Origin of the sequence: Serratia sp. LACPHL-BACT-2024-00286 (genome assembly GCF_043109535.1) — a bacterium.
Lineage (GTDB): Bacteria > Pseudomonadota > Gammaproteobacteria > Enterobacterales > Enterobacteriaceae > Serratia > Serratia sarumanii.
The window spans coordinates 576,660-588,978 of record NZ_JBICNA010000004.1; the positions used below are offsets into that span (position 1 = coordinate 576,660).

Below are 12,319 nucleotides of genomic sequence, written 5' to 3' on the forward strand. Positions count from 1 at the left end.
GAATCAGTCGCGGAGAACATAAGCATGAACAAACACCCGAAATTGACCGAGGCCGACGTCACGCCGGAGAGCGTATTCCACCAGCGGCGCAAGGTGCTGCAGGCGCTCGGCATCACCGCCGCTTCGCTGGCGCTGCCCACCGGCGCACAGGCGGACCTGCTGTCGTGGTTCAAGGGCAACGATCGCCCCAAGGCGCCGCCGGGCAAAGCGCTGGAATTCAGCAAACCGGCCGCCTGGCAGGCGCAGCTGGCGATGACGCCGGAAGACAAGGTCACCGGCTACAACAACTTCTATGAGTTCGGCCTCGACAAGGCCGATCCGGCCGCCAACGCCGGCGGGCTGAAAACCGAAGGCTGGAAAGTGCGCATCGACGGCGAAGTGGCGAAGCCGATAACGCTGGATATCGACGATCTGATGAAGCGTTTCCCGCTGGAACAGCGCATTTACCGCATGCGCTGCGTCGAGGCCTGGTCGATGGTGGTGCCGTGGATCGGTTTCGAACTGGGCAAGCTGATCAAGCTGGCCGAACCGAACGGCAACGCGCGCTACGTGGCCTTCCAGACGCTGTACGATCCGGAGCAGATGCCCGGCCAGAAAGATCGCTTTATCGGCGGCGGCCTGAAATACCCCTACGTCGAAGGGCTGCGGCTGGACGAGGCGATGCATCCGCTGGCGCTGCTGACCGTCGGCGTGTACGGCAAAACCCTGCCGCCGCAAAACGGCGCGCCGCTGCGGCTGATCACGCCGTGGAAATATGGCTTCAAAGGCATCAAATCGATCGTGCATATCCGTTTGGTGCGCGATCGGCCGCCGACCACCTGGAACCAATCCGCGCCGAACGAGTACGGTTTTTACGCCAACGTGAACCCGCACGTCGATCATCCGCGCTGGTCGCAGGCTACCGAGCGTTTCATCGGCTCCGGCGGCATTCTCGACGTCAAACGCCAACCGACGCTGCTGTTCAACGGCTATGCCGACCAGGTGGCGTCGCTGTATCGCGGCATGGATCTGCGGGAGAATTTCTAAGTGCGCCTGACGCCTGTTCATATCAAATGGCTGAAAGCCGCCCTGCATCTGGCGGCGTTTCTGCCCTTTCTCTGGCTGGTGCTGGCGGTGGATCAAGGCTGGTTCAGCGCCGATCCGTCCAAGGACATCCAGCATTTTACCGGCAGGATGACCCTGAAACTGCTGCTGGCCACGCTGGCTATCGCCCCGCTGGCGCGCTACGCCCGCCAGCCGCTGCTGATCCGCTGCCGCCGCCTGGTGGGGCTGTGGTGCTTTGCCTGGGGCACGCTGCACCTGATAAGCTACTCCACGCTGGAACTGGGGCTGAGCAACCTCGGCCTGCTGGGCAGCGAGCTGGTGAACCGCCCTTATCTGACGCTCGGCATCCTCACCTGGCTGATCCTGCTGGCGCTGGCGGCCACCTCGACGCTTTGGGCGATGCGCAAACTGGGCGCCAAATGGCAACTGTTGCACAACTTCGTCTATCTGGCGGCGATCCTCGCCCCCATCCACTACCTGTGGTCGGTCAAAACGTTTTCCCCCCAGCCGTTCATCTACGCGCTGCTGGCGGTGGCGCTGTTGGGCCTGCGTTACAAGAAATTCCGCGCCTGGTGGCGCTGAACTACGCGGCGGCGCGCGTTATTGGTACGGAAAAACGCGCGCCGCCGGCGGGAACTTTTTCTGTGTTCCAGCGCTCATATTCCTGTCACGGATCCCCGAGTTCGTCGATTTGGGGTTGAATATCTTCGCTGATAAGACCAGTATTTAGCTGCGAATTGCTACGATATCGTTATAATGCCCGACCTTGTTTCTGTTCTCAGGGTGAATTTGCCCCTTAACAGGTGACAAATCGATAACATCGGGTTATTTTCTACGATGATGGTTTTATTGCCGGAGATACCAGCACAATGGCGGATAAGTTTCACATTTTGCTTCTGAACGGCCCCAATCTCAATCTGCTGGGGACGCGTGAGCCGGAGAAGTACGGCAGCACGACGCTGACAGAGATTGTTAACGGATTGGAAAACCAGGCATCCGCATTGGATATTACCCTGAGCCATCTGCAGTCCAACGCCGAGCATCAGCTGATCGATCGCATTCATCAGGCGCGCGGCAACACCGATTTCATTCTGATAAATCCGGCGGCGTTCACGCACACCAGCGTGGCGCTGCGCGATGCGTTGCTGGCGGTGCAGATCCCGTTCATCGAGATCCACCTGTCCAACGTGCACGCCCGCGAACCTTTCCGCCATCACTCTTATCTCTCGGACGTAGCGGTAGGCGTGATTTGCGGCCTCGGCGCGGATGGCTACGCTTTCGCTTTACAGGCAGCGGTTAACCGTCTGTCGAAAACCCACTAATTGCTCCACAAAAAGAGTACGGAATCACACTCATGGATATTCGTAAAATCAAGAAACTGATCGAACTGGTTGAAGAATCAGGCATTTCTGAACTGGAAATCTCTGAAGGCGAAGAATCGGTTCGCATCAGCCGTGCCGCACCGGCGCAGGCTTATCCCGTCATGCAGCAGGCCTACGCGATGCCGGCACAGCAGCAGCCAGCCCTGGCTAACGCCGTTGCCACCGCGCCTGCGGCAGAAACCCCTGCAGCACCGGCGGCCGTGAGTGGCCACGTCGTTCGTTCCCCAATGGTAGGCACCTTCTACCGCACCCCAAGCCCGGACGCGAAAGCCTTCGTGGAAGTGGGCCAGAAAGTGAACGCCGGCGATACCCTGTGCATCGTTGAAGCCATGAAAATGATGAACCAGATCGAAGCGGACAAGTCCGGCGTCGTGAAAGCCATCCTGGTGGAAAACGGCCAGCCGGTCGAATATGACGAGCCGCTGGTCGTCATCGAATAACGAGGCGCCCCCATGCTTGATAAAATTGTTATCGCCAACCGCGGCGAGATCGCGCTTCGCATCCTGCGTGCCTGTAAAGAACTGGGCATCAAGACCGTTGCGGTTCACTCCGCGGCCGACCGCGATCTGAAACACGTGCTGCTGGCCGACGAGACCGTCTGCATCGGTCCTGCGCCATCGGTAAAAAGCTACCTGAACATCCCGGCCATCATCTCGGCGGCGGAAATCACCGGCGCCGTGGCGATTCACCCGGGCTACGGCTTCCTGTCCGAGAACGCCGACTTCGCCGAGCAGGTTGAACGCTCCGGCTTCATCTTTATCGGCCCGAAAGCCGAGACCATCCGCCTGATGGGCGACAAGGTTTCCGCGATCAACGCCATGAAGAAAGCCGGCGTGCCGTGCGTACCTGGCTCCGACGGCCCGCTGACCGACGACATGGATAAAAACCGTGCCTTCGCCAAGCGCATCGGTTATCCGGTGATCATCAAGGCCTCCGGCGGCGGCGGCGGTCGCGGCATGCGCGTGGTGCGCAGCGACAAAGACCTTGAGCAGTCCATCAACATGACGAAAGCGGAAGCCAAAGCGGCTTTCAACAACGACATGGTGTACATGGAAAAATACCTGGAGAATCCGCGCCACATCGAGATTCAGGTATTGGCCGACGGCCAGGGCAACGCCATCTATCTGGCCGAGCGCGACTGCTCCATGCAGCGCCGCCACCAGAAAGTGGTCGAAGAAGCGCCGGCGCCGGGCATCACCAGCGAAATGCGCCGTTACATCGGCGAGCGCTGCTCGAAAGCCTGCGTGGAAATCGGCTACCGCGGCGCGGGCACCTTCGAGTTCCTGTATGAAAACGGCGAGTTCTATTTCATCGAAATGAACACCCGTATTCAGGTAGAGCACCCGGTTACCGAAATGATCACCGGCGTGGATCTGATCAAAGAGCAGCTGCGCATCGCTGCCGGTCAGCCGCTGTCGATCAAACAGGAAGAAGTGAAGATCCACGGCCACGCGGTAGAATGCCGCATCAACGCCGAAGATCCGAACACCTTCCTGCCGAGCCCGGGCAAGATCACCCGCTTCCACGCGCCAGGCGGTTTCGGCGTGCGTTGGGAATCTCATATCTACGCCGGTTATACCGTACCGCCGTACTATGACTCCATGATCGGCAAACTGATCACCTTCGGCGAAAACCGTGACGTGGCGATTGCCCGCATGAAAAACGCCCTGGCTGAACTGATCATCGACGGCATCAAAACCAACGTTGAGCTGCAGCAGAAGATCATGAACGACGAAAACTTCCAGCACGGTGGCACCAACATCCACTATCTGGAGAAGAAGCTGGGTCTGCAGGAAACCTAAGGCAGCACGCAGCATCGTCTGACGAAAGGCCGGTTAATCACCGGCCTTTTTCTTTGGCGTTGCCGCCAGTAACGGCTTGGCAAAACGCCGTCATGCCGTAAAATTCCCTACCTTTGATGAATCCATCACCGTAAACCTATGGGAGACACGGATGGACAAACGCTTTATTCAGGCGCACCGCGAAGCGCGCTGGGCGCTGGGGCTGACGCTGCTCTACCTGCTGGCCTGGGGGCTGGCGGCCTATCTGCCGGACAGCGCTATCGGCGTCACCGGCCTGCCGCACTGGTTCGAAATGGCCTGCCTGCTGGTGCCGCTGCTGTTCATCGGCCTGTGCTGGCTGATGGTGCGCACGGTGTTCCGCGACATTTCGCTGGAGGACAGCGATGCAAACTGAAGTGATCCTGCCGCTGGTCGCCTACCTGTTGCTGGTATTCGGCCTGTCGGTATACGCCTATCGCCGCCGTCAGAATGGAAATTTCCTCAGCGAATATTTCCTCGGCAACCGCTCGATGGGCGGCTTTGTGCTGGCGATGACCCTGACCGCCACCTACATCAGCGCCAGTTCGTTTATCGGCGGCCCCGGCGCCGCCTACAAATACGGCCTGGGCTGGGTGCTGCTGGCGATGATCCAGCTGCCGGCGGTGTGGCTGTCGCTCGGCGTGCTGGGCAAGAAATTCGCCATCCTGGCGCGGCGCTACAACGCTATCACCCTCAATGACATGCTGTATGGCCGCTACCAAAGCCGCCTGCTGGTGTGGCTGGCCAGCCTCAGCCTGCTGGTGGCGTTCCTCGGCGCCATGACGGTGCAGTTTATCGGCGGCGCACGCCTGCTGGAGACCGCCGCCGGCATTCCTTACGACACCGGCCTGCTGATCTTCGGCATCAGCATCGCGCTGTACACCGCCTTCGGCGGCTTCCGCGCCAGCGTGCTGAACGACGCCATGCAGGGGCTGGTGATGCTGCTCGGCACCGTGCTGCTGCTGGTGGCGGTGATCCATGCCGCCGGCGGACTGGACAGCGCAGTCAGCAAACTGCAGCAGATCGATCCGGCGCTGGTGTCGCCGCAGGGCGGCGATCAGATCCTCAGCCTGCCGTTTATGGCGTCGTTCTGGATCCTGGTGTGCTTCGGGGTGATCGGCCTGCCGCACACCGCCGTGCGCTGTATCTCCTACAAGGACAGCAAGGCGGTGCACCGCGGCATTCTGCTCGGCACCGTGGTGGTGGCGGTGCTGATGTTCGGCATGCACCTGGCCGGCGCGCTCGGCCGCGCGGTGTTGCCGGATCTCAAGATCCCCGATCAGGTGATCCCGACGCTGATGATCACCGTGCTGCCGCCGTACGCCGCCGGGATTTTCTTGGCGGCGCCGATGGCGGCGATCATGTCGACCATCAACGCCCAGCTGCTGCAATCCTCCGCCACCATCATCAAGGATCTCTACCTTGGCGTACGGCCGCAGCAGATCCACAACGAGCGGCTGATCAAGCGCTTCTCCAGCCTGACCACGCTGATCCTCGGTCTGTTGGTGCTGCTGGCGGCCTGGCGGCCGCCGGAGATGATCATCTGGCTCAACCTGCTGGCTTTCGGCGGGTTGGAGGCGGTGTTCCTGTGGCCGCTGGTGCTGGGCCTGTACTGGGAACGCGCCAATGCTCAGGGAGCGCTTAGCTCAATGGTGTCGGGTGCGGTATGCTATACGCTATTGGCCAGCTTCAACCTGCAGCCGGCGGGGCTGCACCCTATCGTGCCTTCGCTGTTGCTCAGCCTGTTGGCGTTTTGTCTCGGTAACGTCGTCGGCGAAAAGCGCCGGACGGCGTCATCATTACCCTCTTGAAGAGAATTGCTATGCCTTGGATCCAACTCAAACTGAACACCACCGGCAGCCAGGCGGAAGACCTGAGCGACGCGCTGGTGGAAAGCGGCGCCGTGTCGGTGACCTTCCAGGACACCCACGACAACCCGGTGTTCGAACCCTTGCCGGGTGAAACCCTGCTGTGGGGCGATACCGACGTGATCGGCCTGTACGACGCGGAAACCGATATGGCCGAGGTGGTGGCGATGCTGGAACAGCACCCGCTGCTGGGCGCCGGTTTCCGCCACAAGATAGAGCAGCTGGAAGATAAGGACTGGGAGCGCGAATGGATGGATAACTTCCACCCGATGCGCTTCGGCGAGCGTTTGTGGATCTGCCCGAGCTGGCGCGACGTGCCGGATCCCGACGCGGTCAACGTGATGCTCGATCCGGGCCTGGCGTTCGGCACCGGCACCCACCCGACCACGGCGCTGTGCCTGCAGTGGCTGGACGGCCTCGATCTGGCCGGCAAAACCGTTATCGACTTCGGTTGCGGTTCCGGCATCCTGGCGATCGCCGCGCTGAAGCTGGGTGCGGCGCGCGCTATCGGCATCGACATCGATCCCCAGGCCATTCAGGCCAGCCGCGACAACGCGCAGCGTAACGGCGTTTCAGAGCGTCTGGAGCTGTATCTGCCGAAAGACCAGCCGGCGGACCTGCTGGCGGACGTGGTGGTCGCCAACATCCTCGCCGGCCCGCTGCGCGAGCTGGCGCCGCTGATCGGTTGCCTGCCGAAGGCCGGCGGCCATCTGGGGCTGTCCGGCGTGCTGGCCAGCCAGGCCAGCAGCGTTGCGCAAGCCTACGAAGAAAAGTTCACGCTCGACCCGGTCGCCGAGCGTGAAGAGTGGTGCCGCATCACCGGCCGCCGCAAGTAAGCGTCACGGTCTATTGCTCCCTCATCCACCGGCCCTGCGCCGGTGGATTTTTTTTGCCTGGCGATCGGCCCGCGGGCGAGACAAAATTTTATGCAATTTTTCGCCGTTCAACGACGGATCGCCCTGACAATGCGCCTTCCAGGCAGGCTATCCCGGCAAAAAACGCGGGTGAATGCAGATAATATTCTGCGCAAAGGCGAATATTTTACCGCACACAAAATAAGCACTTTTCGTCAACTCATTGTAAAATATATACAATATTTTTATGAATCACTGCGCAGCGCATTTTTTGCCCTAATATCGCGCCAATTGGTTAAAGTTTGGCCTTTCATCTCGGCGCAAAAATGCGTAATATACGCGCCCTTGCGGACACAGTATGGTCACTCTTTGTCTATGCGCATTGGACACCACCAGCTTACTAATTGCCTGATTGCGGCCCCGATGGCCGGTATTACAGATCGCCCGTTCAGAACCCTCTGTCATGCAATGGGTGCTGGGATGGCTGTATCCGAGATGCTCTCCTCCAACCCGGAGGTGTGGCGGACGGATAAGTCGCGTCTGCGTATGGTGCATAGCGATGAACCAGGGATCCGCTCCGTGCAGATTGCCGGATGCGATCCTGATGATATGGCCGCCGCCGCGCGTATCAACGTGGCCAGCGGCGCGCAGATCATCGACATCAATATGGGATGCCCGGCCAAAAAAGTGAACCGGAAGCTTGCCGGGTCCGCCTTGTTGCAGTACCCGGATCTGGTTAAACGGATCCTCCACGCGGTGGTTGACGCGGTGGATGTGCCGGTAACGCTGAAGATTCGCACCGGCTGGGCGCCAGAGCATCGTAACTGTGTAGAGATTGCCCAACTGGCCGAAGACTGTGGTATTCAGGCCCTGACGATTCACGGCCGAACCCGCGCCTGTCTGTTTAACGGCGACGCGGAATACGACAGCATTCGGGCAGTTAAGCAGAGTGTTTCCATTCCGATTATCGCGAATGGGGATATTACTGACCCGCATAAAGCCAGAGCAGTGCTCGACTACACCGGGGCCGATGCCCTGATGATAGGCCGCGCTGCTCAGGGGAGACCCTGGATCTTCCGGGAAATCCAGCATTATCTGGACACTGGGGAGTTGCTGCCGCCGCTGCCGCTTGGCGAGGTGAAGCGCTTGTTGATTGGGCACATTCGGGAATTGCACGGCTTCTATGGCCAAGGCAAGGGATTCCGGATTGCTCGTAAGCACGTGTCCTGGTATCTCCAGGAACACGCTCCGAATGACCAGTTTCGGCGCACATTCAACGCCATAGAGGATGCCAGCGAACAGCTGGAGGCGTTGGAGGCATATTTCGAAAATCTTAGCGTAAAAAAAGAGCTGACAGAACTATGTTCGAACAACGCGTAAATTCTGACGTACTGACCGTTTCTACCGTTAACTCACAAGATCAGGTGACTCAAAAGCCTCTGCGTGACTCGGTTAAACAAGCACTGAAGAACTATTTTGCTCAACTGAACGGTCAAGACGTAAATGACCTGTATGAGCTGGTACTGGCTGAAGTTGAACAGCCACTGTTGGACATGGTGATGCAATACACCCGTGGCAACCAGACCCGCGCAGCCCTGATGATGGGCATCAACCGCGGCACGCTGCGCAAGAAGCTGAAAAAATACGGCATGAACTGATACTAGTCAGTTAACGTGTTGAAAAGGCGCTTTATCTCATTTGATAAGCGCCTTTTTCTTTTGGGGCGCGCCCGGTTTGCGGGCAATAAAAAAGGCCGCAGCGCGGCCCTTGTGGCAAAGCGGAGACCTTATTCGGTCACTTTGTTCTTGAGGCTTTCCGCCCCTTGCTTGGTCTTGTCCCAAGCCTTCTCCGAACCTTGCTTGGTGGAGTGCCAGGCCTTTTGCGAGCCTTCGCTCACTTTGCTGCCGACGCTGTCGCTCTTGCCTTCGGCGGCGTGCTTGGCTTTCAGCTTCAGCTCTTCACCCTTGTCCTGAGACTGGTGCAGCTTTTCTTTGGCGGTATCCGCTCCTTTGTGCGCTTCGGCAACGACCTCGTTGCTGGCGTGAGCGGCGGTGTCGGTCGCGGTCTCAGCGGCGAACACCGGGGAAGCGAGCAGCAGTGCAGACAAGGCAATGATTGATTTCTTCATAAGTCCCTCTTTTCTCAGATACGTGCCATTCGTCATGAAATAATATGGCACACAATCCCGTTAAAGAAACCTAAGAATAGTACGAAAATCAAAAATACCAACATAAAATATCAACACTCACATCTTTATTAACTTTTCATGCCATCTACGTTCAACAATGGCGAAATGGCACGAAAAAGTTAAATTTTATCTGTCACAAAACTATAATTTTTACGTTTTTTACCTCGTAATAATCAGTAATGACAGGGATGGATTCTATGGTTGCCGTCATCATCATAGGCGTTTTTATCGTCAGCTTCCTTTACGCACACTCCCGCGGCAAGGAGAAACAAAAGCTTACCCGCCAACTGTTCGATCACTCCACCTTTATGGGGCCGATCAATATGTTTATGACCGGTTTCTCCCGTTTGCCCGCCAGGCAGCCCTATTTCGACGAAAAAGTTTTCCCGGAGCTGCAGACGCTGACCGACAACTGGCAGGTGATCCGCGAGGAAGCGGTGCGCTTGCAGCATCACATCAAAAAGGCGCAGTCGCACAACGATGCGGGGTTCAACACCTTCTTCAAACGCGGCTGGAAACGTTTCTATCTGAAGTGGTACAGCGACAGCCACCCTTCGGCGCAGACGCTGTGCCCAAAAACCGTCGAGCTGCTCAACCGCATCCCGTCGGTCAAGGCCGCGATGTTCGCCGAGCTGCCGCCCGGCAGCCATTTGGGTAAACACCGCGATCCTTACGCCGGCTCGGTGCGCTATCACCTGGGGTTGATGACGCCCAACGACGATCGCTGCTTCATCGAGGTGGACGGCGAGCAGCACAGCTGGCGCGACGGCGAGGCGGTGATCTTCGACGAAACCTACGTGCACTGGGCGCAGAACGCCACCGATCAGACGCGCATCATTCTGTTTTGCGACGTCGAGCGGCCGATGAAATGGCGCTGGGCGCAGGCGGTCAACCACTGGGTCGGCGCCACGCTGATGTCGGCGGCCAGCTCGCCAAACGACGATCAGGACCGCACCGGCGGCATCAACCGCATCTTCAAATACGTCAACGCGGTGCGCGATGCCGGCCAGCGCCTGAAGGCGCGCAACCGCCGCGGTTACTACCTGCTGAAATGGCTGGTGATCGCTGCGATTTTCGCCGCGATTATCATTCCCAGCCTATAAAACGCGCCAATCTTCAACTCGGGGGCAACGCGAATGAGAATATTCGCATGCCCCTCTTCCGCCACACCCCGTACCCTGTGTTAACATACACGTTCCTAGAGCCGCCTCCGCTGGCCAACAGCTATCCCTCCGAAGCCTGATAGCAGCGCAAACCGCCCTTCGAATGTAAATGTTTAGTCAATTATGGAATTCCGACTAAACCCTGGCCGTACTCGGGTGTCTGAGTAGTCGTATCGCTATCGAGTGGATCCTTTATGCGTTACAGGTTGCTACCCCCCTAACGCATAAACGAGCTGCTATGAAACGCCAAAAGAGATTTCAACTTTCCTTGCTGCACCCGCGCTACTGGCTGACCTGGTTCGGCCTGGCCCTGCTGTTCCTGCTGGTACAGCTCCCTTACCCGTTGCTCAATCGGCTGGGGGTGTGGATGGGGCGCACTTCGATGCGTTTTCTTAAGCGTCGCGTCACCATTACCCGCCGCAACCTCGAACTGTGCTTCCCCGAGATGGACGAAGCGCAGCGCGAACGTAAAGTGGTGGGCAACTTCGAATCGCTCGGCATGGGCCTGCTGGAAACCGGCATGGCCTGGTTCTGGTCGGATAAACGCGTCAAGCGCTGGTTCAACGTCTCCGGCATCAACCACCTCAAAATGGCGCAGCGCGACGATCGCGGCGTGCTGGTGATCGGCGTGCACTTTATGTCGCTGGAACTGGGCGGCCGGGCGATGGGCCTGTGCCAACCGATGATGGCGATGTACCGCCCGCACAACAACAAGGCGATGGAGTGGGCGCAGACCAAGGGCCGCATGCGCTCCAACAAGGCGATGATCGATCGCAAGGATCTGCGCGGCATGGTGCACGCGCTCAAGCGCGGCGAGGCGGTATGGTTCGCGCCGGATCAGGACTACGGCCCGCGCGGCAGCGTATTCGCGCCGCTGTTCGCCGTCGATCAGGCCGCCACCACCAGCGGCACCTTCATGCTGGCGCGCATGGCCAACCCGGCATTGGTGCCGGTGGTGCTGATCCGCCGCGAAGGCGGCCGCGGCTACGACCTGCTGATTCAACCGGCCCTGGAAGACTACCCGCTCAGCGACGAACAGGCGGCGGCGGCTTACATGAACAAAGTGATCGAGAAAGAGATCATGCGGGCGCCGGAGCAATACATGTGGCTGCACCGCCGCTTCAAAACCCGACCGGCCGGCGCGCCCTCGCTGTACTGACCCTCTTTTTTCCAGCCCGGCCAACGCCGGGCTTTTTTGTGCGCCACGTTTAAAAAGCGGCGGCTCGACACTCTACTTTCCTGTAATCTCCTTTTTTACCCGCACAGGAAAGGAAATGATGAAAGCTCAAGTTCGCATTGCTCTGGTCGGTGATTACAACCCGCAAGCCGTGGCCCATCAGGCTATCCCCGTGGCGCTCCAGCTCACCGCCGCCCATCTCGACATCGACGTGCAGCCCCAATGGCTACCGACAGAAACCCTGACCTCCCCCGACGTGCTGCAAAATTTCGACGCCATCTGGGTGGTGCCGGGCAGCCCGTATCGTTACGACGACGGCGCCTTTATGGCGATCCGCCATGCGCGGGAAAACGACGTGCCGTTCCTCGGCTCCTGCGGCGGTTTTCAATACGCCATCGTCGAGTACGCCCGCAACGTGATGGGCTGGCACGACGCCGGCCATGCGGAAACCGACAGCGGCGGCCGATTGGTGATCGCCCCGCTGAGCTGCTCGCTGGTGGAAAAAACCGGCGACATCGTTTTTCAGCCTGACACCCGCGTCGCGCAGGCCTACGGCAGCCTGAACACCCATGAAGGCTACCACTGCAACTTCGGCGTGAATCCGGAGTTCGTCGCCGATCTTGAGCGCTTCCCGCTGATCGTCAGCGGCCACGACACCGAAGGCGACGTGCGCGCCATCGAACTGCCGGGCCGGCGTTTTTACGTCGCCACGCTGTTCCAGTCGGAACGCGCCGCGCTGCGCGGCGAGCTTTCACCGCTGGTGGTGGAACTCGTCAAAACCGCCGCCAACGGGTAAAAAAAAAGCCCTCTTGCGAGGGCTTTC

14 protein-coding genes are annotated in these 12,319 nt (G+C 59.3%); 13 read left to right on the top strand and 1 reads right to left on the bottom strand.

From position 1 onward, the window contains the following. Positions 1-24 precede the first annotated feature (24 nt). The 10 genes from msrP (at position 25) to fis (ending at position 8,626) form a co-directional block, all read left to right on the top strand. Positions 25-1,026 (top strand): protein-methionine-sulfoxide reductase catalytic subunit MsrP, encoded by a 1,002-nt coding sequence (msrP, locus tag ACF8MC_RS15435; RefSeq protein ID WP_033636176.1) that lies wholly within the window; start codon positions 25-27, stop codon positions 1,024-1,026. Beyond that, positions 1,027-1,626, top strand: a complete 600-nt coding sequence (msrQ, locus tag ACF8MC_RS15440; protein ID WP_041036869.1) for a protein-methionine-sulfoxide reductase heme-binding subunit MsrQ — start codon at positions 1,027-1,029, stop codon at positions 1,624-1,626. Positions 1,627-1,913: 287 nt separating this feature from the next. After that, a complete protein-coding gene (aroQ, locus tag ACF8MC_RS15445; protein WP_004936891.1) occupies positions 1,914-2,366 on the top strand; it encodes a type II 3-dehydroquinate dehydratase in 453 nt (150 codons plus the stop codon). 32 nt (positions 2,367-2,398) lie between these two features. Beyond that, positions 2,399-2,866: an acetyl-CoA carboxylase biotin carboxyl carrier protein gene (gene accB, locus ACF8MC_RS15450; protein ID WP_033636178.1), complete on the top strand. Its 468-nt coding sequence runs from the start codon at positions 2,399-2,401 to the stop codon at positions 2,864-2,866. A 12-nt stretch (positions 2,867-2,878) separates the two neighbouring features. Then, positions 2,879-4,228: an acetyl-CoA carboxylase biotin carboxylase subunit gene (gene accC / locus ACF8MC_RS15455; protein WP_004936886.1), complete on the top strand. Its 1,350-nt coding sequence runs from the start codon at positions 2,879-2,881 to the stop codon at positions 4,226-4,228. A gap of 151 nt (positions 4,229-4,379) precedes the next feature. Beyond that, the gene (locus ACF8MC_RS15460) at positions 4,380-4,622 is read left to right on the top strand and encodes a YhdT family protein (protein ID WP_033644445.1); all 243 of its coding nucleotides are present in this window, start codon (positions 4,380-4,382) and stop codon (positions 4,620-4,622) included. Continuing rightward, positions 4,612-6,057: a sodium/pantothenate symporter gene (gene panF / locus ACF8MC_RS15465; protein ID WP_161727286.1), complete on the top strand. Its 1,446-nt coding sequence runs from the start codon at positions 4,612-4,614 to the stop codon at positions 6,055-6,057. The genes ACF8MC_RS15460 and panF overlap by 11 nt, the downstream gene beginning before the upstream one ends. A gap of 11 nt (positions 6,058-6,068) precedes the next feature. Beyond that, positions 6,069-6,950: a 50S ribosomal protein L11 methyltransferase gene (prmA, locus tag ACF8MC_RS15470; protein ID WP_033636181.1), complete on the top strand. Its 882-nt coding sequence runs from the start codon at positions 6,069-6,071 to the stop codon at positions 6,948-6,950. A gap of 393 nt (positions 6,951-7,343) precedes the next feature. Next, a complete protein-coding gene (gene dusB, locus ACF8MC_RS15475) occupies positions 7,344-8,348 on the top strand; it encodes a tRNA dihydrouridine synthase DusB (RefSeq protein ID WP_004936856.1) in 1,005 nt (334 codons plus the stop codon). Next, the gene (fis, locus tag ACF8MC_RS15480; RefSeq protein ID WP_000462905.1) at positions 8,330-8,626 is read left to right on the top strand and encodes a DNA-binding transcriptional regulator Fis; all 297 of its coding nucleotides are present in this window, start codon (positions 8,330-8,332) and stop codon (positions 8,624-8,626) included. The genes dusB and fis overlap by 19 nt, the downstream gene beginning before the upstream one ends. Positions 8,627-8,754: 128 nt before the next feature. On the opposite strand, the gene ACF8MC_RS15485 is transcribed toward fis, so the two are convergent. Further along, positions 8,755-9,096, bottom strand: a complete 342-nt coding sequence (locus tag ACF8MC_RS15485; RefSeq protein ID WP_004936850.1) for a hypothetical protein — start codon at positions 9,094-9,096, stop codon at positions 8,755-8,757. Positions 9,097-9,353: 257 nt separating this feature from the next. Here ACF8MC_RS15485 and lpxO point away from each other — a divergent pair, with 257 nt between their 5' ends. The 3 genes from lpxO (at position 9,354) to ACF8MC_RS15500 (ending at position 12,292) form a co-directional block, all read left to right on the top strand. Beyond that, positions 9,354-10,259, top strand: a complete 906-nt coding sequence (gene lpxO, locus ACF8MC_RS15490) for a lipid A hydroxylase LpxO (RefSeq protein WP_049212963.1) — start codon at positions 9,354-9,356, stop codon at positions 10,257-10,259. Positions 10,260-10,557: 298 nt separating this feature from the next. Next, complete coding sequence (lpxP, locus tag ACF8MC_RS15495; RefSeq protein WP_033648968.1) at positions 10,558-11,478, top strand: kdo(2)-lipid IV(A) palmitoleoyltransferase; 921 nt, start codon at positions 10,558-10,560, stop codon at positions 11,476-11,478. A 115-nt stretch (positions 11,479-11,593) separates the two neighbouring features. Continuing rightward, positions 11,594-12,292: a CTP synthase gene (locus ACF8MC_RS15500; RefSeq protein ID WP_223182021.1), complete on the top strand. Its 699-nt coding sequence runs from the start codon at positions 11,594-11,596 to the stop codon at positions 12,290-12,292. Positions 12,293-12,319: the final 27 nt, after the last annotated feature.